The organism is Bradyrhizobium sp. SZCCHNRI1029, assembly GCF_032487555.1.
Lineage (GTDB): Bacteria > Pseudomonadota > Alphaproteobacteria > Rhizobiales > Xanthobacteraceae > Bradyrhizobium.
The window spans coordinates 68,299-89,209 of sequence record NZ_JAUEUK010000008.1; the positions used below are offsets into that span (position 1 = coordinate 68,299).

General features: G+C 65.8%; 20 protein-coding genes. 13 read left to right on the top strand and 7 right to left on the bottom strand.

The genetic code is table 11. The features are described from left to right. The first annotated feature begins 81 nt into the window (after positions 1 to 81). Positions 82 to 810, top strand: a complete 729-nt coding sequence (locus QW861_RS22485) for a glutathione S-transferase family protein (protein ID WP_315713749.1) — start codon at positions 82 to 84, stop codon at positions 808 to 810. 103 nt (positions 811 to 913) lie between these two features. Here the strand turns inward: QW861_RS22485 and QW861_RS22490 are convergent, their stop codons facing one another. Beyond that, a complete protein-coding gene (locus QW861_RS22490; protein ID WP_315825940.1) occupies positions 914 to 1,546 on the bottom strand; it encodes a pyridoxamine 5'-phosphate oxidase family protein in 633 nt (210 codons plus the stop codon). A gap of 120 nt (positions 1,547 to 1,666) precedes the next feature. Between QW861_RS22490 and QW861_RS22495 the strand changes: the two genes are divergently transcribed. Next, positions 1,667 to 2,551: a LysR family transcriptional regulator gene (locus QW861_RS22495; protein ID WP_316193497.1), complete on the top strand. Its 885-nt coding sequence runs from the start codon at positions 1,667 to 1,669 to the stop codon at positions 2,549 to 2,551. 5 nt (positions 2,552 to 2,556) lie between these two features. Here the strand turns inward: QW861_RS22495 and QW861_RS22500 are convergent, their stop codons facing one another. Beyond that, the gene (locus tag QW861_RS22500) at positions 2,557 to 2,970 is read right to left on the bottom strand and encodes a PaaI family thioesterase (RefSeq protein WP_316172689.1); all 414 of its coding nucleotides are present in this window, start codon (positions 2,968 to 2,970) and stop codon (positions 2,557 to 2,559) included. Positions 2,971 to 3,382: 412 nt separating this feature from the next. On the opposite strand from QW861_RS22500, the gene QW861_RS22505 reads away from it, so the two are divergent. The 4 genes from QW861_RS22505 (at position 3,383) to QW861_RS22520 (ending at position 6,959) form a co-directional block, all read left to right on the top strand. Beyond that, complete coding sequence (locus QW861_RS22505) at positions 3,383 to 4,399, top strand: TRAP transporter substrate-binding protein (protein WP_315713753.1); 1,017 nt, start codon at positions 3,383 to 3,385, stop codon at positions 4,397 to 4,399. A 245-nt stretch (positions 4,400 to 4,644) separates the two neighbouring features. Next, a complete protein-coding gene (locus tag QW861_RS22510) occupies positions 4,645 to 5,154 on the top strand; it encodes a TRAP transporter small permease (protein WP_315753543.1) in 510 nt (169 codons plus the stop codon). Positions 5,155 to 5,160: 6 nt separating this feature from the next. Further along, complete coding sequence (locus tag QW861_RS22515; protein WP_316172687.1) at positions 5,161 to 6,480, top strand: TRAP transporter permease; 1,320 nt, start codon at positions 5,161 to 5,163, stop codon at positions 6,478 to 6,480. After that, a complete protein-coding gene (locus QW861_RS22520; protein WP_315825941.1) occupies positions 6,480 to 6,959 on the top strand; it encodes a DUF3237 domain-containing protein in 480 nt (159 codons plus the stop codon). Before QW861_RS22515 ends, QW861_RS22520 begins: the two co-directional genes overlap by 1 nt. Before the next feature lie 277 nt (positions 6,960 to 7,236). Here QW861_RS22520 and QW861_RS22525 read toward each other — a convergent pair whose 3' ends face one another. Further along, positions 7,237 to 7,566 (bottom strand): hypothetical protein, encoded by a 330-nt coding sequence (locus QW861_RS22525; protein ID WP_316169552.1) that lies wholly within the window; start codon positions 7,564 to 7,566, stop codon positions 7,237 to 7,239. A 1,328-nt stretch (positions 7,567 to 8,894) separates the two neighbouring features. Here QW861_RS22525 and QW861_RS22530 point away from each other — a divergent pair. The 6 genes from QW861_RS22530 to QW861_RS22555 all read left to right on the top strand — a co-directional run bounded on the left by QW861_RS22530 (position 8,895) and on the right by QW861_RS22555 (position 15,334). Then, positions 8,895 to 9,698 carry a crotonase/enoyl-CoA hydratase family protein gene (locus QW861_RS22530; protein ID WP_316186802.1) on the top strand — a complete coding sequence of 268 codons (804 nt, stop codon included), beginning with the start codon at positions 8,895 to 8,897 and terminating at the stop codon, positions 9,696 to 9,698. A 1-nt stretch (position 9,699) separates the two neighbouring features. After that, positions 9,700 to 11,601: a feruloyl-CoA synthase gene (locus QW861_RS22535; protein WP_316186647.1), complete on the top strand. Its 1,902-nt coding sequence runs from the start codon at positions 9,700 to 9,702 to the stop codon at positions 11,599 to 11,601. Between the two features lie 26 nt (positions 11,602 to 11,627). Continuing rightward, positions 11,628 to 12,392 (top strand): SDR family NAD(P)-dependent oxidoreductase, encoded by a 765-nt coding sequence (locus QW861_RS22540; protein ID WP_315825944.1) that lies wholly within the window; start codon positions 11,628 to 11,630, stop codon positions 12,390 to 12,392. 258 nt (positions 12,393 to 12,650) lie between these two features. After that, positions 12,651 to 13,070 (top strand): thioesterase family protein, encoded by a 420-nt coding sequence (locus QW861_RS22545; RefSeq protein ID WP_315825945.1) that lies wholly within the window; start codon positions 12,651 to 12,653, stop codon positions 13,068 to 13,070. 215 nt (positions 13,071 to 13,285) lie between these two features. Continuing rightward, positions 13,286 to 14,431, top strand: coding sequence for an ABC transporter substrate-binding protein (locus QW861_RS22550; protein WP_315713761.1), 1,146 nt, complete (start codon positions 13,286 to 13,288; stop codon positions 14,429 to 14,431). A gap of 96 nt (positions 14,432 to 14,527) precedes the next feature. Further along, the gene (locus QW861_RS22555; protein ID WP_316172682.1) at positions 14,528 to 15,334 is read left to right on the top strand and encodes a shikimate dehydrogenase; all 807 of its coding nucleotides are present in this window, start codon (positions 14,528 to 14,530) and stop codon (positions 15,332 to 15,334) included. 29 nt (positions 15,335 to 15,363) lie between these two features. On the opposite strand, the gene QW861_RS22560 is transcribed toward QW861_RS22555, so the two are convergent. The 3 genes from QW861_RS22560 to QW861_RS22570 are packed head-to-tail and all read right to left on the bottom strand — an operon-like array spanning position 15,364 to position 18,899. After that, positions 15,364 to 16,089, bottom strand: coding sequence for an ABC transporter ATP-binding protein (locus QW861_RS22560; protein ID WP_315713763.1), 726 nt, complete (start codon positions 16,087 to 16,089; stop codon positions 15,364 to 15,366). After that, the gene (locus tag QW861_RS22565; RefSeq protein WP_315825947.1) at positions 16,086 to 17,855 is read right to left on the bottom strand and encodes a branched-chain amino acid ABC transporter ATP-binding protein/permease; all 1,770 of its coding nucleotides are present in this window, start codon (positions 17,853 to 17,855) and stop codon (positions 16,086 to 16,088) included. Before QW861_RS22565 ends, QW861_RS22560 begins: the two co-directional genes overlap by 4 nt. Positions 17,856 to 17,858: 3 nt before the next feature. Continuing rightward, positions 17,859 to 18,899, bottom strand: a complete 1,041-nt coding sequence (locus tag QW861_RS22570) for a branched-chain amino acid ABC transporter permease (RefSeq protein ID WP_316174607.1) — start codon at positions 18,897 to 18,899, stop codon at positions 17,859 to 17,861. A 197-nt stretch (positions 18,900 to 19,096) separates the two neighbouring features. Between QW861_RS22570 and QW861_RS22575 the strand changes: the two genes are divergently transcribed. Further along, a complete protein-coding gene (locus QW861_RS22575; RefSeq protein WP_315713766.1) occupies positions 19,097 to 19,603 on the top strand; it encodes a MarR family winged helix-turn-helix transcriptional regulator in 507 nt (168 codons plus the stop codon). 18 nt (positions 19,604 to 19,621) lie between these two features. On the opposite strand, the gene QW861_RS22580 is transcribed toward QW861_RS22575, so the two are convergent. Beyond that, positions 19,622 to 20,902 carry a glycerate kinase gene (locus tag QW861_RS22580; RefSeq protein ID WP_315713767.1) on the bottom strand — a complete coding sequence of 427 codons (1,281 nt, stop codon included), beginning with the start codon at positions 20,900 to 20,902 and terminating at the stop codon, positions 19,622 to 19,624. Positions 20,903 to 20,911 lie beyond the last annotated feature (9 nt).

The window sequence follows — 20,911 nt, forward strand, 5'->3', positions numbered from 1 at the left end:
GCTACTGCCGCTGCTGACACCATGGTGGCAGCAGCATGCTCGTAGCGTCCGGCGTCTGCTCAGGAAGTCGGGAGTGCTGTCATGATCACATTGTTCGGTTTGGGCGCGGGCTTCGGCCTGCCGGAGATCAGCCCCTTCGTCACCAAGACGGAGGTGCAATTGAAGATGGCGGGCCTCGCTTTTCGGAAGCAGCGGGCGATGCCGCCGGCATCGCCGAAGGGGCAGCTGCCCTTCATCGACGACAGCGGCGAGCTGATCGCCGATTCGACCTTCATCCGCGCTCATGTCGAGCGCAAATATGGCTTCGACTTCGATCATGGGCTCGACGTGCGCGCGCGGGCGCAGGCCTGGGGGTTCGAGCGTATGATCGAGCATCACCTGTATTTCGCGCTGGTCGGGGCGCGCTGGGTCGATCCGGTCAACTTCGCCAAGGGGCCGGCCCACTTCTTCGACGGCGTGCCGGCCGACAAGCGCGAGAAGCTGCGCGAGGACGCGCAGTTTCGCGTCGCCGAGAACTATCTGATCTCCGGGCTCGGCCGCCACGCGCCGGACGAGGACGTCGATCTCGCCGCACGCTCGCTGCGCGCGCTGTCGGTGCAGCTCGGCGACCGGCCCTATCTGATGGGCGATCGTCCTTGCGGCACCGATGCGACGGCGTTCGCCGTCGTCGCCGGCATCCTCACGCCGTTCTTCGAGTCCGAGCTGCGCCGCCGCACCGAAAGCTTCGGCAATCTGGTCGCCTATGCCGAGCGCATGATGGCGCAATATTTTCCGGAGTTCGAATGGGGCAGGGCGGCCGAGGCCGCCTGAGCCGGTCAGTCGAGTCCCACTCACCGTCATTCCGGGGCAAGGCCGCAGGCCTTGAACCCGGAATGACTAACAAGCCAAAGGCGCGGCCCGCAGCGCGCAGGACCTAGGCGGAGGGCTTGCTCTCGCCCTTCAACCGCGCCAGTTCGGCCTCGAGCTCCGCGATGCGAGCATCGCGAACGGCCAGCGCTTCCGCGACGTCGGCCGCGTCGAACTTCTGCGGGATGTGCTGCGGGCAGTTGGTGTCCCACGCGCTGATCGTGAACAGGATGACGTGCTCGGGCCGCGCCTTGTAGCCTCTCGGCATCAGCGAGGCCGTCAGCGCGGCATCATCCTCCACCACCCGCGCCGTCCCCCAGATCTTCACCCGGCGGCGATGCGCGTAGTCCATGATGAAGATGTAGGCGTGCGGGTTCTCCGACAGGTTGCCCTGGGTGATATATTGCCGGTTGCCGCTGAAGTCGGCGAAGGCCAGCGTGTGGCTGTCGAGCACCTTGAGAAAGCCCTTCGGTCCGCCGCGGTGCTGGATATAGGGCTGGCCGTCGGCCGAGGCGGTCGCGAGATAGAAGCTCGTGGCCTCGGCGAGGCGGCCGGCGAGATCGGCGTCGACCTCGTGGCGAAAGCCGCGGCTCCGCTCCACATGCGCGTAGCTCTCGCGCGACCCCTTGCGCGCCTGGATCGCCTTGGCGGCGGGTGAGAACATGACGTCGCCGGGTGCCTGGATGGTTGTCTGGGTCATCGCAATGACTCCTTGTCGCTGCGGCAGTGACTGCCGCCGTGGAGCCAATATGGTCCCAATCCTCTTCGGAAATAATCTGGCCAGTTGACATTGGATCGTTGCAGATGCTGCAATAATCCCATGGACCGCATCGATGCCATGCAGGCTTTCGTCACCGTCGCCGAGCTGAACGGCTTCGCACCGGCGGCGCGCCGGCTCAAGCTGTCGCCATCGGCGGTCACCCGTTTGGTCGCCGCGCTCGAATCGCATCTTGGCGTCCGCCTGCTGCAGCGGACGACGCGCTCGGTGACGCTGACCGATTCCGGACGACGCTATCTCGACCGCGCCAGCCGCATCCTGGCCGATCTGGCGGAGGCGGAGCGCGCCGCGGAGAGCGAGCGCCTGCAGCCGGTGGGGCGGCTGGTGGTCTCGGCGCCCGTCGGCTTCGGCCGGCTCCATGTCGGTCCGGTCATGGCCGCGTATCTGAGCCGCTATGCCGAGGTCGCGGCCGAGCTGCGCCTCGAGGACCGCCAGATCAATCTGGTGGAGGACGGCGTCGATTGTGCCGTTCGTATCGGCCATCTCGGCGATTCGTCGCTCGTGGCCCGCCAGGTCGGCAGCATGCGCCGGATCGTGGTCGGAGCTCCCGCCTACTTCAAGGTCCATGGTGAGCCGCGGACGCCCGAGGCGCTGACGAAGCACCAGACCATCCAGTTCGGTCCGTCCGACGAATGGCGCTTCGTCAAGGACGGCAGGGAACTGCGGATGGCGGTCAGCCCGCGGCTCGTCACCAACAATGCCGACGCCGCGATCCAGTATGCCGAGGCGGGCGGCGGCGTGACACGGGTGATGGCCTATCAGGCAGCGGACACGCTGCGCGGCGGCCGTCTCAAGCGGGTGCTGGCGAAATACGATCCTCCGCCGCTCCCGATCCACATCGTGTTTCCGAGCTCCCGCCTGCTCTCCGCCAAAGTGCGTGCCTTCATCGACCTGATCACCGCAACCTGCGACTGGCGTTTCGACTGACGACGTCACCCCTTCTTCGGCACCACCCGGAAGGTCGCGTTCGCACGCGCGATCACGGCGTCGTCGGCCAGCACCAGGCTCTGGACGAAGCAGACGGTGCGTCCGCTCTTGATGACGTCGCTCTCGACGCTGAGCCACTGTCCGGTCCCGGCGCTGCCGATGTAGTCCACCGCGAGGTTGATCGTCACCAACGACGCCTCCCAGCCAAGCGCCTGGGCGCAGCTATAGCCCATCGCATTGTCGGCCAGCGATGCGATCAGCCCGCCATGGATCAGCCCGCGCGAATTGGTGTGCGGCGTGGCGAGCCGCAGGCCGAGGATGACGGCCTTGTCGGTTTTCTTGGCGTAGAGCGGCTCCCAGGGATCGGTGAACGGGCTCTTGCGGAAATGCGGTTCGAATCCGGCGGGGACGCTGCTCATGCGTGTCTCGATCGTTGCTGACGATGTCCGCAGTCAACGACATCAGCGCGGATTTTGCACCGCCTACAAAGTTTCAAACGTCTTTTGCGCGGGCGTTTGACACGTTGCGCATCGGATGCACGCGGATGGGGCGCGCGCGATGTCGCCGGGCGTCCGGTGCGGCCCTGCGGCAATTTCGTGGTGCGATGCTCCCGCCGTGCAATTTCGGGTGCAGGCGAGATCCTTAACGTGTTAATGAAATGGCCACGGGCCTGCAACTTTCGTCTGCCAGACTTGCGCTGGCGGGCGCGCTAGGCTCCGCTTGGCGCGTGCACTGGTGGCCAACCTGCCGCCGCGCTTGCAATGATGCTTATATGCTATAACAATGAAGCAAAGGGCCCTCGAAGGCCCACTGATGGAGGAGACGATCCCGATGAGGAAGACGCTTCTGGCGTTGGCTCTGGCCGCCGGTGTGACCCCCGCGCTCGCGCAGGACAAGACATTCGAATTGAAGATCTCGCACTGGGTGCCGGCGAGCCATCCGCTGCAGAAGGCGCTGGAGGATTGGGCCGCGTCGGTCGAAAAGGCCTCGGGCGGCACCATCAAGGGCAAGGTGTTTCCGGCCCAGCAGCTCGGCAAGGCGTTCGACCATTATGACATGGCGCGCGACGGCATCGCCGATGTCACTTATGTGAATCCCGGCTATCAGCCTGGCCGTTTCCCGATCATCGGCGCCGGCGAGTTGCCGTTCCTGATTTCCGACGCCAAGGGCGGCTCGGAAGGTTTGGACGCGTGGTATCGCAAATATGCCGAGAAGGAGATGAAGGACGTCAAGTACTGCCTCGCCTTCGTCCACACGCCGTCGGCCTTCCACACCCGCACCAAGAAGGTCGTGGTGCCCGAGGACGTCAAGGGCATGAAGATCCGTCCCGCCGATGCGACGATCGCCAATTTCGTCACCCTGCTCGGCGGCACCAATGTGCAGTCGTCGGCGCCGGAAGTGCGCGACATCATCGAGCGCGGCGTCGCCGACGGCGTCACGTTTCCGGCGGGCTCGCTGGTGCTGTTCGGAGTCGACAAGGTCACGAAGTACCACATGGATGCGCCGTTCTACGTGACGACCTTCGTGTTCGTCATGAACAAGGACAAGTACAACCAGATGTCGGCGATGCAGAAGAAGGCGATCGACGACAATTGCAACACGGAGGCCGCCGGCAAGGTCGGTGAGCCCTGGGGCAAGTTCGAGGACGCCGGCGTCGACAAGATCAAGGCCGAGTCCGGCCAGGAGGTCTACAAGCTGACGCCGGAGCAGACCGCGTTGTGGAAAAAGGCCTCCGAGCCGCTGTTCAAGACCTGGGCCGATGGCGTCAAGAAGACCGGCGTCGATGCCGAGGCCGCCATGACCGAGCTGAAGGCCTCGCTCGCCAAGTACAAGGCGCTGGCACAGTAGCTTCTTTTCATACCCAAGCTCTTGCGCGGCGGACGGTGCGCTCCCTCTCCCCGTTCCTTACGGGGAGAGGGTTGGGGTGAGGGGCAGCCGCACGCACCGACCGTGCGGAGAGCCCCTCACCCGGATTGCATCTACGATGCAATCCGGCCTCTCCCCGGGAGCGGGGAGAGGCTAAGAACCGCCCGCTACGCAGCAGCTCGCTTCGCATCCACCATAACCACCAAGCTTTCTGACACGGGGACGCCATGCAGCGCGCCTTCATGGACCGGATCATCGACGGGATCGAGTGGATCGCCGCGTTCTTCGTCGGCATCGTCGCGCTCGACATCTTCCTGTCGGTGCTGCTCCGCAACACGCTGAACTATTCGATCCCCGATTCCTTCGACATCGGGCGCATGCTGCTCGGCATCCTGATCTTCTGGGGCATCGCTGCGACGTCATACCGCGGCACCCACATCACCGTGGATCTCATCTGGGGCAATGTTGGCCCGCGCTATCAGCGCTGGATCGACATCTTCGCAACGCTGGTACTGCTGTTCGTCGTCACGGTGCAGACCTGGACCCTGTTCGACAAGGTGCGCGGCACCTATGAGGACAACGTCCTCACCTTCGATCTGCACATGCCGACCTGGCCGTTCTTCGCCATCGCCTGGATCGGCGACGTTTCGGCGGTGCTCCTGATCGCCATCCGGACCTATCGCCTGATCTTCCACCCCGAGGAGATTCATGACCCTCAAGTCAAGCCCACGGAGTAGTGCCGCATGAGCACGGATGCGGTTGCCGTCATCGGCTTCGTTGCGCTGTTTGCGCTGATGCTGCTGCGCGTGCCGGTGGGCATGGCGATGGGACTCGTCGGCGTGTCCGGCTTCGCCTATCTCGTCAACGGTACGGCGGCGCTGAAGCTGGTTGGCCAGACCTCGATGCGCACGGTCACGGACTACACGTTCGGCGTGATCCCGATGTTCCTGCTGATGGGAACGTTCGTGTCCAACTCGGGCATGAGCCGCGAGCTGTTCCGCGCCGCCAACGGCTTCGTCGGCCATCTGCGCGGCGGGCTCGGCATCGCCACGGTGGCGGCCTGCGGCGGCTTCGCCGCGATCTGCGGCTCGTCGGTGGCGACCGCCGCGACCTTCTCGGCCGTGGCCTATCCGGAGATGCGCCGCTTCGGCTATCCGCAATCCTTCGCCACCGGCGTCATCGCCGCCGGCGGCACCTTGGGCGCGATGCTGCCGCCGTCGACCGTGCTCGCCGTCTACGGCATCATCACCGAGCAGGACATCGGCAAGCTGTTCATCGCCGGCATCATCCCCGGCCTCTTGGCGATGACCATGTACATGATCACCATTACGGTGATCGGCCGTGTCAGGCCGGATTTCCTGCCCAGGGGCGAGGCGCCGCCGTGGCGCGAGCGCATCGCGGGCCTGAAGGGCATCTGGGCGCCGGTGCTGCTGTTCCTGTTCGTGATCGGCGGTCTCTATGGTCTTCCGTTCCTGCCACGCTTCACGCCGACGGAAGCCGGCGGTGTCGGCGCCACCGGCGCGTTCCTGATCGGCGTGTTCACCGGCCGGCTCGACAAGGACAAGATCCTGGCCTCGCTGCTGCAGGCCACGCGCACCGCCGCGGCCGTGTTCACGGTGCTGATCGGCGCCTTGATCTTCGGCTACTTCCTGACGGTGACGCAGACGCCTCAGAAGGTGACCGAATTCCTCACCGGTCTCGGCCTCGGGCCCTACGGGGTGTTGGCGCTGATCATGGTGATGTACCTCGTCCTCGGCTGCCTGATGGACGCGATGGCGATGATCATCCTGACCGTGCCGATCATCTTCCCGGTCATCTCGCATCTCGGCTTCGATCCGATCTGGTTCGGCGTCATCATCGTGATGACCGTCGAGCTCGGCCTGATCCATCCCCCCGTCGGCATGAACGTGTTCGTGATCAAGAGCGTCGTGAAGGACGTGTCGTTCTCGACCATCTTCAAGGGCGTGCTGCCGTTCGTCGCGACCGACCTGATCCGGCTGGTGATCCTGATCGCCTTCCCGCTGCTCGCCACCTGGCTGCCGCAACAGATGATGGCCCGCTGATGACGACTCCGATCCTCGAGACCCGCTACGTCTTCACCCTCACCGTGATGATCGGCGACGTCACCAGTGCCGGCGAGACCGGCATCGGCGTGCGCCGGATCATCCCGATCCATGGCGGCGAGGTGAAGGGCCCCGGTCGCGCCGGCGAGGGCATCAGCGGCAGGATCTGCAACTTCGGTGCCGACTTCCAGATCATCCGCCCCAACGAGCTGATCGACCTCGAGGCCAAATACGCCTTCGAGACCGACGACGGCGCGACCATCTACGTCGAGAACCGCGGCATCCGCTTTGGGCCGGTCGACTTGCTGCAGAAGCTCAAGCGCGGCGAGCCGGTGGACCCCAGGCTGATCTACTTCCGCACCCACCCGCGCTTCGAGACCGGCCACGAGAAGTATCGCTGGCTGATGGAGCACGTCTTCATAGGCTCCGCCGCGCGGCACGCGGACCGGGTCATCATCGACGTGCACGTGGTGCTGTAGGCCCATCGGCCTACCACACACTCCGTCATTGCGAGCGCAGCGAAGCAATCCAGAATCCCTCCGCAGGGACAGTCTGGATTGCTTCGTCGCTGCGCTCCTCGCAATGACGGTTTGGCGAGAGCTGTCGCTCCAACCACCGTGCGTTCGCAGGGACGACAGCGGAATCTGTGGTGCCGGCCCTCGCCTCACACGATACCGGAGCTTGCGGCGGCGACGTCCGGACGCCGTGGCGTCGAGCTAGGCAATCCGGACGCTCGAACTCTCGCGGGACGGACGATTAGTCCTCGTCGTCCCAATCCGAAGCCCTGCCGTAGCCGTGATCGCAATCGCGGTAGCGATGAGCCGGCACGTAACGGTAGCCCTCATAGCCGTAGCCGTCATACGCCGCGTCGCGGTAATGCGAACGATACACCGGCGCAGGCTCATAGGCCTGCGCTTCCGACGCCGAGGCCAGCGCACCGCCGATGAGAGCCCCGGCAACCAGGCCACCGATCAGCGCCGCGTTGCGCCCGTCATGGGCCTGAGCTGGTGCAGACCCGGCGAACAGCGTTGCGGTCACGGCGAGCGCGGCGATGCCGCCGGCGAGAGATGTCTTCAGCGAAACCATGGTCCCCTCCATTGGGAAGTGTGGTGCCGGTGACGTTCTACAGGGCGGGCTTTGAAGCCATGCTGAACGTGCCGTTGTCGGCGGTTCATTCGCGAAGCCGAACTCGAAGTCCTGCGATTGGCAGCCCAAACGCCTCTCTTCGGGTGATCAGCGGCAGTCTGGCGCTGGGTGGATAAGCTGACCGCAGCGTGGATATCCGAGGCCAGTGTTTGGTCTCCCGGAGCTTCGGCCTGGGCTAACTGCTGCCGTTGATTGAGCGAGAATTATATGGAAGGGTTCGACGACCCAGGCGACCTGTGAGGAATTAAGGATGTCGCCACCACTCGTGACTTTACTTGTCCTGTCTATTCCGCTCGCCATTCAGCTGGCCTTTAGCTTGGGTAGAGGCCAAATCAGGATGCGAGGCGGATCGGTCATACGTCGGGATGAAAATCCCTGGCGCTATTGGGCCATGATTGCGGCGCAGGTCCCCGTACTGACAGTCATCTTTTGGTTCATCTTCGGGCTCTTTGGGGGCAAGCCGACGTAAGAGGCACAGCATCCACTGACGGTTCTTTCCGTCGTGGCTCAGAGCTGCCGTTCGCTTCCATGCTTTCTTGCTCCCTGTTGGCTTCCGACGGTGGACATCATCAAGGCGGCGAAAGGCGAGATTGATGAACGGGCAGTGCCTCCGGCGAAATGTTATATTCTGAAAAAAATAAATCTCTTGCGAGTTTTCGGAAATCGTGATTGTATCGCGCCATCCCGTCCCAAGCCGAGGGGCGTAGCGCGCGATCGTCACGACACGCGGGGCGGGGAGCGGTGGCCGCGATCATGTCGCAGCGTGTCTTCGGGCGCGCGGACGAACGACGTGACGCGGACGTGAAGTCGCAGCGTCCTGACACCCCGTTGCCGGTGTTACGTTCGCGATGGCGCCAACGCGCCGCGCGGATCATGGTGGCCAACAAGCCGGTGCACCAGGGAGACTGCGTATAAGCGTGAAGACCATCGCGCAGGGAAGGCCGGGCGTTCTCGGCTGCACCTGTGGTACCTGCCGCCTGCATTTTTCTCGCAGGCGGGCCGCAGGCGTCAGCCGGCGCCTGGCCTTCCCTGCGCCCTCCGCACCGGAGGGTGAAGAATATCAGCAAGCCCCGGGCGTGATTTCGCCGCGGGAATGCCGGATCATGTCATTTGCCTTTGCGCGCAGGCGGGCCTTACGATGCTGCGCGACCGAGCCCCTCGGCGGCTTGTTCTTTTGCATTGCACAACATGATGTCGGGCGCCGCTTGTTGACTCCCGCGAAGATCGTTATAAAACATAACTATTCTGAACAGGACACAATAGAGCCCATGGGAAACGCCGACACCGCCACGCCTGCGGGGGATTCGTCTCTGCTGCAGATCGAACAGCAGGGCGCCGTCCTGACGATCGGGCTCAACCGCCCGGCCAAGCGCAACGCGCTGAATGACGGCATCATCCTCGCCATCGGCGAGTGCTTCACCAGCCTGCCTGACGACGTCCGCTGCATCGTGATCCACGGGATTGGCGACAATTTCTCCTCCGGCCTCGATCTCTCCGAGCTGCGCGAACGTGACGCCACCGAAGGCCTGGTGCACTCGCAGATGTGGCATCGCGTGTTCGACCGCATCCAGTATTGCCGCGTGCCGGTGATCGCCGCATTGAAGGGGGCCGTCATCGGCGGCGGTCTCGAGCTCGCCTGCGCCGCGCATATCCGTGTTGCCGAGCCGTCGGCTTACTTCGCGCTGCCCGAGGGCCAGCGCGGCATCTTCGTCGGTGGCGGCGGCTCGGTGCGGCTGCCGCGCCTGATCGGCGTCGCCCGCATGATGGACATGATGCTGACCGGCCGGGTCTATTCGGCGACCGAAGGCTCGTCCTACGGCTTCGCGCAATATCTGGTCGAGGCCGGCGCCTCGATGGCCAAGGCGATGGAGCTGGCGGCGAAGATCGCGAACAACGCGCCGCTGACGAATTTCGCGGTGCTGCAGGCGCTGCCGATGATCGCCGAGGCCAATCCGCAGACCGGCCTGCTGATGGAATCGCTGATGGCCACCGTCGCGCAGAGCGACAAGGAGGCCAAGAATCGCATCCGCGCCTTCCTCGATCACAAGACCGCCAAAGTGAAGCCGACGTGACATGACCGCACAAACAATAACAAGCACACAGGGAGGAACGGACGACACGGCGCGCCGCGCCAGTGTTCATCCGTTGCGCGCGATCTCGTTCAACGACCCGGCCGTCACGGTCGACCGCCGAGACGACGGCACCATCTATCTCCGTCCGAAGCAGCCGCTCGGCGACTATCCGCCGCGGATCACCGACCGGCTGCATCACTTCGCCAAAGCCAAGCCCGAGCGCGTGTTCATGGCCGAGCGCGTTGGCCCGGAGGGCTGGCGCGAGCTGAGCTATGCCACGCTGCTGGCGGCGAGCCGGCACATCGCGTCCGGGCTGCTCGCGCGCGGGCTGTCGCCAGACCGGCCGGTCATGATCCTGTCGGGCAATTCGATCGACCATGCGCTGGTCGCGTTCGGCGCGCTCTATGCCGGCGTGCCGTTCTGTCCGGTGTCGCCGGCCTATTCGCTGGTGTCGCGCGACTACGGCAAGCTCGCCTACCTGATGAAGCTGCTGACGCCGGGCCTCGTCTTCGTCGACGACGCCGACAAGTTCGCCGACGCGCTCATCGCCAACGTGCCCGAGGGCACCGAGATCGTGGCGTCGTTCGGCTCGGTGCCGGGCCGCAAGATCACGATGCTCGCCGATCTGATCGCATCGCCGCTGTTTCCTGGCCTCGACGCCGCCCATGACAAGATCGGCCCGGACACGATCGCGAAATTCCTGCTGACCTCGGGCTCGACCGGCAATCCGAAGGCTGTGATCAACACCCAGCGGATGATCTGCGCCAACCAGGTGATGATCCGCGAGACGCTCGCCTTCCTCAAGGACGAGCCGCCCGTGATCATCGACTGGCTGCCCTGGAATCACACATTCGGCGGCAACCACAACATCGGCCTGACCCTGTTCAACGGCGGCTCGATGTATCTCGACCAGGGCAAGCCGGTGCCCGGTGGCATCGAGGAGACCGTGCGAAACCTGCGCGAGATCTCGCCGACGGTCTATTTCAACGTCCCCAAGGGCTACGAGTCGCTGCTGCCCTATTTCCGCGAGGACCCGGCGCTGCGGAAGTCCTTCTTCCAGCGGCTGCACGCGATGTTCTTCTCCGGTGCCGCACTGGCGCCGCATGTCTGGAACGAGCTCGACGAGCTCTCGGTGGCCGAGACGGGCACTCGCGTGCCGATGCTGACGGGCCTCGGCTCCACCGAGACCGCGCCGTTCTTCATGTCGGTCAATCCGCGCACCAGCCGCTCCGGCCATGTCGGCCTGCCCGTCTCCGGCAACGAGGCCAAGCTCGTTCCCAACAACGGCAAGATGGAAGTGCGCGCCAAGGGGCCTAACGTGACGCCGGGCTATTGGCGCCTGCCGGAGGTCTCGGCCGCGGCCTTTGATGACGAAGGCTACTACAAGATGGGCGACGCGCTGAAGCCCGTCGATCCCGACGACTTCAATGCCGGCTTCGACTTTGACGGCCGTGTTGCCGAGGACTTCAAGCTGGCGAGCGGCACCTGGGTTTCCGTCGGCCCGTTGCGGGCCCGCTTCGTGGCTGCGTGCGCGCCGCTGGCGCGCGACGTGATCATCGCCGGCATCAACCGCGACGAGATCGCCGCAATCGTCGTGCTCGATCTCGATGGTTGCCGCCTGATCAACGCGACCTTGCCGTTCGACGACCTCGCCGCCACGGCGGCCGATCCGCTGATCATCGAGGCCTTCCGTCAGCGCTTCGCAAAATTCCTGCAGACCGCGACCGGCTCATCGACGCGCATCACGCGCGCCGTCCTGCTCGGCGTGCCGCTGTCGATCGACAAGGGCGAGGTCACCGACAAGGGATCGATCAACCAGCGCGCCGTGCTGGAGAACCGCAAGGACCTGATCGAACGCATCTACGCCGCGACGCCGGACGACGACATCATCATCGCCGGCTGATCGACGCATCCAAGGGAGAAACGACAATGTTGTTGAAGGACCAGGCCGCCATCGTCACCGGCGGCGCTTCCGGCCTCGGGGCCGCCACCGCCCGCAAGCTCGCTGCGCAGGGCGCCAAGGTCGCGGTGTTCGATCTCAACGCCAAGCTGGCGGAGGAGGTCGCGGCCGAGATCAAGGGCGTGCCGGTGGTCTGCGACGTCTCGGACGCCGCCGGCGCGGAAGCGGCCGTTGCCAAGGCCGTCGAGGCGCTCGGCCAGCAGCCGCGCGTGCTGGTGAACTGCGCCGGCATCGGCGTCGCCAAGCGCGTCGTCGGACGTGACGGCCCGATGCCGCTGGCCGATTTCGAGAAGGTCATCAAGGTCAACCTGATCGGCTCGTTCAACATGCTGCGTCTGGTCACCAACGGCATGACCAAGCTGGAGCCGCAGGCGACCGGTGAGCGCGGCGTCGTCATCAACACCGCGTCGGTCGCCGCCTATGACGGCCAGATCGGACAGTCGGCCTATTCCGCCTCCAAGGGCGGCATCGTCGGCATGACCCTGCCGATCGCGCGCGAGCTCGCGCAGTTCGGCATCCGCGTGCTGACCATTGCGCCCGGCCTGTTCCTGACGCCGCTGCTCGCCAACCTGCCGCAGGAGGCCCAGGACTCGCTCGCCGCCGCGATCCCGTTCCCCCGTCGTCTGGGTCATGCCGATGAGTTCGCCGCGCTGGCGCTGCACATGGTCGAGAACGCCTACCTCAACGGCGAAGTCGTTCGCCTCGACGGCTCGCTGCGCATGGCGCCGAAGTAAGTGCCGCGCGCCGACGTCCACGTGGTTGTCATTCCGGGACGACGCGCCAGCGTCGGGCCCGGAATCCATTCGGCGTCTAGCACTGCTGAGAGATGGATTCCGGGCTCGCGCTCCGCGCGCCCCGGAATGACGACGTAGAGAAACGGAGGGTGGGCAAAGCGTAGCGTGCCCACCACCGCTGAAAATGGTGGGCTCGGCGCTGCGCGCCGTTGCCCACTCTCCAGATCGCTATCGGCGATGGTGTGAGGCTTTCAAGACATGTTCGTTCACCGCCGCGACGTGCAGATCCAGTGGGGCGACTGCGATCCCGCCAACATCGTCTACTACCCGCGCTATTTCGCGATGTTCGATGATGCGACCTCGGTGATGTTCGAGGCGGCCGGGTTCTCCAAGCAGGACATCGTCCGCCGCTACGGCCTGGTCGGCATCCCCATGGTCGACACCCGCGCCAAGTTCTACATCCCCTCGACCTATGGCGACTGGATCACGATCGAGAGCCGGATCGAGAGCATCAAGCGCTCGTCCTTCGACGTCACCCACAAGGTGTTCAAGGGTGAGGCGCTGGCCATCGAAGGGTTCGAGACCCGGGTGCTGGTCGGGCGCGATCCGGCCGACCCGGACAAGCTGAAATCGGCACCTTTCCCGGAGGAGATGCGAGCCAAGTTTCTCGGGGAATGAGGCGCGGAAATGGGTGCGACATGCGGCCGTCTTAAGGATGTTCAGCTGTCGTGCTTTGGTCGACTGGTGAGGAGTGATCTTCTCGTGTTCAATGCTATGATCACGTTTGGACACATATCGGCCGGTCGTGTTGGAAGATGCCCCAGACAGGGGGCGGGACTGCAAACAGGATCGGCGGATCACGAGCTGAACCGACAAGATTGAGGGAGGATTTTATGAGGAAGGCCTATCTGGCGGCGGCTGGCGTCATCGCGATGCTGGCATCAGCGCCGGCGCTGGCGCAGACCAGCGAGATCACCATCGGCATCACCACGACGACGACGGGGCCGGGCGCGGCGCTCGGCATCCCCGAGCGCAATGCGCTCGAGTTCGTGCCGAAGGAGATCGGCGGCGTGCCGCTCAAGGTGATCGTGCTCGACGACGGCGGCGATCCGACCACGGCCACGACCAACGCCCGTCGCTTCGTGACGGAATCGAAGGCCGATATCATCATGGGCTCGGCGCTGACGCCGCCGACCATCGCGGTGTCCAACGTCGCCAACGAAGCCGGCATTCCGCATTTCGGCCTGGCGCCGTTCCCGGTCACCCCGGAGCGGATGAAATGGTCGGTGGTGATGCCGCAGCCGGTGCCGATCATGGGCAAGGTGCTGTACGAGCACATGAAGGCGCACAACATCAAGACCGTCGGCTATATCGGCTACTCCGACTCCTACGGCGACCTCTGGTTCAACGATCTGAAGAATCAGGCTGTGCCGATGGGCATCACCATCGCCGACGAGGAACGCTTTGCGCGTCCCGACACCTCGGTCACCGGCCAGGTGCTGAAGCTGGTCGCCGCCAATCCGGACGCCATCCTGGTCGGCGCCTCCGGCACCGCCGCGGCGCTGCCGCAGACCGAGCTGCGCGAGCGTGGCTACACCGGCCTGATCTATCAGACCCATGGCGCCGCGAGCATGGACTTCATCCGTATCGCCGGCAAGGCGGCGGAGGGGGTGATCATGGCGTCCGGTCCGGTGATGTCGCCGGAGACGCAGGACGACAGCGCGTTGACCAAGAAGCCGGGCATGGAGCTGAACAAGGCGTATGAGGGCAAGTATGGCCCGAACAGCCGCAGCCAGTTCGCCGGCCACTCGTTCGATGCGTTCGAGATCCTCAAGCGCATCATCCCGGTGGCGCTGAAGACCGCCAAGCCCGGCACGCCGGAGTTCCGCGAGGCCATCCGCCAGGCGCTGCTGACCGAGAAGGATCTGGCGGCCTCGCAGGGCGTCTACAACTTCACCGAAAAGGACCGCTCCGGCCTCGACGACCGCGCCCGCATCATCCTGACGGTGAAGGATGGCAAATACGTCCCGGCGAAGTAACCGGACGGACGATATCTTCGAGTGAGGAAGGCCGGCTCGGTGAGCCGGCCTTTCGGCCATTTGGACGATGATCTTTGTCGTTTTGGGAGCCCCACCATGATTCCCGCCCCCAGCGGAGCCACGCGGCTCCACATCATCATCGGCGATCCCGTCGCGCAGGTGCGCGCGCCGGCCGGCGTCAGCCAGGCGTTCTCGGAGCGCGGCAGCGATGCGATCCTGGTTGCGGTCCAAGTCGCGCCGCGCGACCTGACTGACTTCCTGGCGACGATGACACGGGTGAAGAATCTCGACGGCATCGTCGCGACCATCCCGCACAAATTCGCCTGCTACCGCGCCTGTGCGACGGCCACGGAGCGCGCGCATTTCATCGGCGCCGTGAATCTGATGCGGCGTGGTCCTGACGGCCGTTGGCATGGCGACATGGTCGACGGCCTTGGCTTCATCGGCGCTGCGAAGGGGGCGAGCTTCGATGCTGCAGGCTGCCGCGCGCTACAGATTGGCGCGGGCGGTGCGGGCTCGGCAATCGCTTTGGCGCTGATCGATTCCGGCGTGCGCGAGCTTGCCATTCACGACAGCGATGCCGGACGCCGCGATGTGCTGATCGCGCGCCTCAACGAGCGGGGCAAAGGCCGCGCCGTTGTCGGCTCGATGAACGCAACAGGCTTCGACATGGTTGCCAACGCCACGCCGGCAGGCATGCAGCCCGGCGATCCTCTGCCGGTCGACATGACGACCGTCAGCCCGTCGGCCTATTGCGGCTGTGTCATCACCCGGCCCGAGGTCTCGCCCTTCATCGCCGCTGCGCGCCAGCGCGGCTGCCTGACGGCGACCGGCACCGACATGTACCGGGCGCTGGAGCGCGTGATGGTCGATTTCCTGCTGTCGAAGGAGGCGCCCTCCTGAAGCAGCGCCTCACCCCATCGACATCGGGCTCAGCTCGCGGCCGCCTCGGCAAAGCCGAGATAGCTCGCCGCCACGCGCTCGTCGGTGGCGATCTCGCTGGCCTTGCCGTTAAGCACGAACTCGCCGAGCTCCATGACATAGGCGCGGTCGGCGACCTTGAGCGCGGCCTTGGCGTTCTGCTCGACCAGCAGCACCGAGACGCCTTCCTGGCGCAGCTTGGCGACGATTTCGAAGATGCCGGCGACGATGATCGGCGCCAGGCCAAGGCTGGGCTCGTCCAGCATCAGCATCTTTGGCGCGCCCATCAGCGCGCGCCCCATCGCCAGCATCTGCTGCTCGCCGCCGGAGAGCGTGCCGGCGAGCTGCTTGCGCCGCTCCTTGAGCTTCGGAAACAGCGTGTAGACGTGCTCGAAGCCGCGTGCGGCGTGGGCCTTCGACATTCTGAAAGCGCCGAGCTGCAGATTATCCTCCACGTTCATGGTGGCGAACAGCTCGCGATGCTCCGGCACCAGACAGAGACCGCGCGCGACGCGGTCCTCGATCTCCAGCCGGGCCATGTCCTCGCCCAGGAAGGAGACGCGACCCTTCAGCGGAAACACGCCCATGATGGCACTGAGCAGCGTGGTCTTGCCGGCGCCGTTGGCGCCGATGATGGTGACGATCTCGTTCTCGGCCACGGTGAGCGAGACCGAGCGGACCGCCTCGACCTTGCCGTAGGAGACATGGGCGTCGGTGACTTCCAGCAGCGTGCTCATGCGGTGGCTCCGAGATACGCCTTGATGACCTCCGGATTGGTCTTGATCGCGGCAGGTGTGCCCTCGGCGATCTTGGTGCCGAAATCGAGCACCACGATGCGGTCGGCGAGGTCCATGACAAATCCCATGTCGTGTTCGACCAGCAGCACCGACATGCCGCCGGCGCGGAGGTCGCGCAGCAGCGCGCCGAGGCGCTGCTTCTCCATGTGGCGCAGGCCGGCGGCCGGCTCGTCGAGCAGCAGCAGCATCGGATCCACGCACAGCGCGCGGGCGATCTCGACGATGCGCTGCTGGCCAAGAGACAACGAGCCAGCAAGCTGGTGCATCTGGTCGCCGAGCCCGACGCGCTCGATCTGCCGCGCGGCTTCCGCGAGCAGCTTGGCTTCGTCGCCGCGATCGAGCCGGAACATGCTCGTGAGCGCGTTGGAATGGCCGCGCAGATGCGCGCCGATCGCGACGTTCTCGAGCACCGTCATATCCGGCACCAGCTTGACGTGCTGGAAGGTACGGGAAATGCCGAGCTTGACGACGTCCTGCGGCGGGGCGTTGCCGACGGCCTTGCCGAGCACCGAGATGTTGCCGGAGGTCGGCGGCAGCACGCCGGTGATCAGGTTGAAGGTCGTGCTCTTGCCGGCGCCGTTCGGGCCGATCAGCGCGACGATCTCGCGGGACTGGACATCGAACGAGACGTTGTTGACCGCGACCACGCCGCCGAACTGCTTACGCGCGTTGTCGACCTGGAGCAGCACGTTTGGAGTCGTCGCAGATCGCTCCCGCGCCGGCAGTTTGACCGACGTGTCCGGCTGCTTGGCAACCGGCTTGAACGGCAGCCGCGCCGTCAGCCACGGCCACAGGCCGGTCGGGGCGAGCTGGAGAAGCGTGACGAGGAGAATGCCGAACACGATGGTCTCGAGCTGGCCCTCGCCATGCAGCAGCAGCGGGAGGTAGCTTTGCAGCACCTCTTTCAGCACGACGACGATCGCCGCGCCGAGCACGCCGCCCCAGACATAGCCGGCGCCGCCGACCACGGCGACGAACAGATATTCGATGCCGGCCTGGGCGCCGAACGGCGTCGGGTTCACGGCGCGGGTGAAGTGCGCATAGAGCCAGCCCGAGAGGCCGGCGAGCACGGCGGCATAGATGAACACCAGCAGCTTGGCGCGAGGTGCATAGACGCCGAACGCTTCCGCGGCGATGTGGCCGCGGCGCAGCGCGCGAATGGCGCGGCCGGTGCGGGAGTCCAGCAGGTTCATCGTCAACAGTGCGGAGATCAGAACGGCGGCCCAGATCGCGAAATAGATCGTGCCGGGATCGAGCATCTTGAGGCTGCCGATCGACAGCGGCGGGATGCCGGAGATGCCGTCGTTGCGGCCGAGGAAGGCGAGCTTGCTGAACAGATAGAACAGGCCGAGGCCCCAGGCGAGCGTGCCGAGCGGCAGATAGTGGCCGGACAGCCTGACCGTGACGAGGCCGAGCAGAACGGCGGCGAGGCCGGACACCAGCAGCGACAGCGGCAGGGTCAGCCACGGCGATACGCCGTAATTGGCCGACAGCACCGCAGTGGTGTAGGCGCCGAAGCCGACAAAGGCGGCCTGGCCGAACGAGGTCAGACCGCCGACGCCGGTCAGCAGCACCAGCCCCATCGCGACCAGCGCCGACAGGCCGATATTGTCGAGCAGCACGATCCAGAACGGCGGCATGCCCGGGATGAACGGGATCGCCGCGACGATGACGGCAAAGATGATGAGAGGCCAACGCTCGCGCACGGCTCAATCCTTCTCTTCTTCGACCGCGGGCGCGGCGAGCGAACGCAGCAGCAGAACCGGGATCAGCAGCGTGAAGACGATCACCTCCTTGAAGTTGGAGGCATAGAACGAGGAGAACGCCTCGACGATGCCGACGACGAGCGCGGCGACCGCAGTCAGCGGATAGCTGATCAGGCCGCCGATGATCGCGGCGATGAAGCCTTTGAGGCCGATCAGGAAGCCGGTGTCGTAATAGAGCGTCGTGATCGGGACGATCAGGATACCCGAGAGCGCGCCGATGGTGGAGGCCAGCAGGAACGCGATCTGGCCCGACAGCGTGGTGCGGATGCCGACGAGGCGGGCGCCGAGCCGGTTGACGGCGGTGGCGCGCAGCGCCTTGCCGTAGAGCGTCAGGCCGAAGAACAGCCAGAGGCCGACGATGAAGGCGATGGTGATGCCGTAGACCGCCATGCCCTGCCCGGTGAAGCGCAGCGAGCCGAGCGTCGCCGTGGCATTGAGCAGGGTCGGGCCACGCTGGCCCTCGGCGCCGAAGAACAGCAGGCCGAGGCCCTGCAGTGCGAGGTGAACGCCGACCGAGGCGATCAGCAGCACCAGCACCGAGGTGTGCGCGAGCGGCTGGAACACGATGCGGTAGAGCGACAGGCCGATGCTGGCCACGATCAGCAGCGACAGCACCAGGCTGACGCCGGCGGGCATGCGCTGGTTCGCCGCCCACATGCTGGCGAGCAGAATGACGACAGGGAGGGCGACGTTGAGGCCGAAGGTGCGCGCGATCTTCGGCGCGTGCAGCGTCTTGCGCATGGCGTAGAGGTCGAAGGCGAAGGCCGCGAGCCCGATCACGACGGCGAGCTTCGCGGTGCCCGGCATTTGGCCGGCCGCGAGCGAGGCATAGGTGAGGGCGCCGTAGGTGACGAATTCGCCCTGCGGGATCAGGATCACCCGGGTGACGGCAAACACCAGCACGAGCGCCAGCCCGAGCAGCGCGTAGATCGCGCCATTGGTAATGCCGTCCTGCAACAGGAACAGCAAGATCGTTGTGTTCAAGACAGGACGCTCCCCCTCTGTGGTGACCGGGCGCGGCCGGCGCCCAGCGCCGTCCGCCGGTCTTGGGCAGTTGAATTGGGCTGCCCGTGTTTGATATAGTGGATAACAATTATCGATTATAATCTCAAGGCCGCTGTTCCGGCTGCGGCATTCGAGACCAGGGATGGAAGCAAATGCGATGAATTTGGCGGACCGTGATGGCCGATAGCGCCAAGCCCGTCAGCAAGAGGGAGAGCCGCAAGGAAGCTGCCGTAGCGGCCGACGAGACGCAAGCGGTCCAGCTCGGCGAGCTGTCGGATCTGCTTGGCTATGTGCTGAAACGGGCGCAGTTGAAGGTGTTCGAGGACTTCCTGCGCTGCGTCGCGCCGCTGCAACTGACGCCGGCCCAGTTCTCGGTGCTGCTGCTGCTCGACGCCAATCCGGGCCGTAACCAGACCGAGATCGCCAACACCCTGGGCATCCTGCGGCCGAACTTCGTGTCCTTGCTGGACAGCCTCGAGAGCCGCGACCTGTGTGCGCGGGTGCGTTCGGCCAACGACCGGCGCTCGCACATCCTGATGCTGACCGAGAAGGGCCGCGCCGTGCTGGCCCGCGCCAAGAAGCTGGTGGTGTCGAAGCATGAGGCGCGGCTCAACGAGCTGCTGGGCCCGGATGGTCGCGACGCGCTGCTGGCGATGCTCACCAAGATCGCGGAGGAGTTCTGAAGGACGCAGTCGCGCCCCTCAATCGACCAGGATGACCCTGACGTCGTTCACGTTGGTGAGGGTCGGTCCGGTCTGCAGCAGGCCGCCGGTCGCGGCGAAGAACGCGGTGGCGTCGTTGTTGGCGAGATAGGCCTGCGGATCCAGCCCCTGCGCCCGCATCGCGGCGATGACCTCGGCATCGACGAGCGCACCGGCCGGATCGGAGGCGCTGCCGCCGCCGCCATCGGCGCCGTCGGTGTCGCCGGCGAGCGCCGCGACGCCCTCCATGTCCTTGAGGAGGCCGGCGAGCGCCAGGGCATATTCCTGGTTCGGGCCGCCGCGGCCCTGGCCGCGCACCGTCACGGTGAGCTCGCCGCCGGAAATGATCGCCATGCGGCGACCGAGCGCGCGGGCCTCGCGTGCCAGTTTGGCGTGATCGGCCGCGACCTCGCGGGCCTCGCCCTCGAGATCGGCGCCGAGATCGAGCACGTCGTAGCCCGCGGCCTTGACGCTGGCCACGGCCGCCTCCAGCGAGCTGGCGGGGCGCGCGATCAGCTCGAACGAGGCGCGGGCGAAGGCGGCATCGCCGGGCTTGCAGCTCTCATTGGCGGCATCATCGAGCGCCCGGCCGATCGCCGGGTCGACCTCGAGCTTGTATTTGGCGACGATGCCGCGGGCATCGGCCAGCGTGGTCGGATCGGGCACCGTCGGACCCGATGCGATCGCCGAGGGATCGTCATGCGGCACGTCGGAGATCGCCAGCGTCACGATCTCGGCATTCTGCCCGGCCCGCGCCAGCCGGCCGCCCTTGATTCGCGACAGATGCTTGCGGACCGTATTCATTTCGCCGATCGGTGCGCCCGAGCGGAGCAGCGCGCGGGTCAGCTGCTGCTTCTGCGCGAAGCTGACACCGTTCACCGGCGCGACCCAATTGGCGGACCCACCACCGGAGAGCAGCACCAGCATCAGGTCGCCGGGCTCGGCGGTTGCCGCCAATTGCAGCGTCTCGTCGGCGGCCTTCAGCCCGGCCTCGTCCGGCATCGGATGTCCGGCCTCGATCACCTTCACCCGCCGGGTCGGCACACCATGGCCGTGGCGGGTGGTTGCGATGCCGGTCAGCTTCGCGGGATCGAACCCGAGCGTGTCCAGGTAATGGCGCTCGGCCGCGAGCGCCATCGCGGCCGCGCCCTTGCCGGCGGCGAGGCAGATGATTCGTCCTTTGGGAGCCGCCGGCAGGAATGCCGGCAGCACGATGTCGGGATGCGCCGCGGCGACGGCGGCATCGAAGATCGAGCGCAACAACGGACGGCGGCTGGTCATGCGGCGCCG

What these genes read in the sequence shown, in the direction of transcription:
- QW861_RS22535 (WP_316186647.1), top strand. Translation starts at nt 9,700, where the DNA reads ATGACCGCACAAACAATAACAAGCACACAGGGAGGAACGGACGACACG.
- QW861_RS22505 (WP_315713753.1), top strand. Translation starts at nt 3,383, where the DNA reads ATGAGGAAGACGCTTCTGGCGTTGGCTCTGGCCGCCGGTGTGACCCCC.
- QW861_RS22485 (WP_315713749.1), top strand. Translation starts at nt 82, where the DNA reads ATGATCACATTGTTCGGTTTGGGCGCGGGCTTCGGCCTGCCGGAGATC.
- QW861_RS22560 (WP_315713763.1), bottom strand. Translation starts at nt 16,089, where the DNA reads ATGAGCACGCTGCTGGAAGTCACCGACGCCCATGTCTCCTACGGCAAG.
- QW861_RS22555 (WP_316172682.1), top strand. Translation starts at nt 14,528, where the DNA reads ATGATTCCCGCCCCCAGCGGAGCCACGCGGCTCCACATCATCATCGGC.
- QW861_RS22580 (WP_315713767.1), bottom strand. Translation starts at nt 20,902, where the DNA reads ATGACCAGCCGCCGTCCGTTGTTGCGCTCGATCTTCGATGCCGCCGTC.
- QW861_RS22515 (WP_316172687.1), top strand. Translation starts at nt 5,161, where the DNA reads ATGAGCACGGATGCGGTTGCCGTCATCGGCTTCGTTGCGCTGTTTGCG.
- QW861_RS22510 (WP_315753543.1), top strand. Translation starts at nt 4,645, where the DNA reads ATGCAGCGCGCCTTCATGGACCGGATCATCGACGGGATCGAGTGGATC.
- QW861_RS22545 (WP_315825945.1), top strand. Translation starts at nt 12,651, where the DNA reads ATGTTCGTTCACCGCCGCGACGTGCAGATCCAGTGGGGCGACTGCGAT.
- QW861_RS22500 (WP_316172689.1), bottom strand. Translation starts at nt 2,970, where the DNA reads ATGAGCAGCGTCCCCGCCGGATTCGAACCGCATTTCCGCAAGAGCCCG.
- QW861_RS22490 (WP_315825940.1), bottom strand. Translation starts at nt 1,546, where the DNA reads ATGACCCAGACAACCATCCAGGCACCCGGCGACGTCATGTTCTCACCC.
- QW861_RS22540 (WP_315825944.1), top strand. Translation starts at nt 11,628, where the DNA reads ATGTTGTTGAAGGACCAGGCCGCCATCGTCACCGGCGGCGCTTCCGGC.
- QW861_RS22520 (WP_315825941.1), top strand. Translation starts at nt 6,480, where the DNA reads ATGACGACTCCGATCCTCGAGACCCGCTACGTCTTCACCCTCACCGTG.
- QW861_RS22550 (WP_315713761.1), top strand. Translation starts at nt 13,286, where the DNA reads ATGAGGAAGGCCTATCTGGCGGCGGCTGGCGTCATCGCGATGCTGGCA.
- QW861_RS22525 (WP_316169552.1), bottom strand. Translation starts at nt 7,566, where the DNA reads ATGGTTTCGCTGAAGACATCTCTCGCCGGCGGCATCGCCGCGCTCGCC.
- QW861_RS22495 (WP_316193497.1), top strand. Translation starts at nt 1,667, where the DNA reads ATGGACCGCATCGATGCCATGCAGGCTTTCGTCACCGTCGCCGAGCTG.
- QW861_RS22530 (WP_316186802.1), top strand. Translation starts at nt 8,895, where the DNA reads ATGGGAAACGCCGACACCGCCACGCCTGCGGGGGATTCGTCTCTGCTG.
- QW861_RS22575 (WP_315713766.1), top strand. Translation starts at nt 19,097, where the DNA reads ATGGCCGATAGCGCCAAGCCCGTCAGCAAGAGGGAGAGCCGCAAGGAA.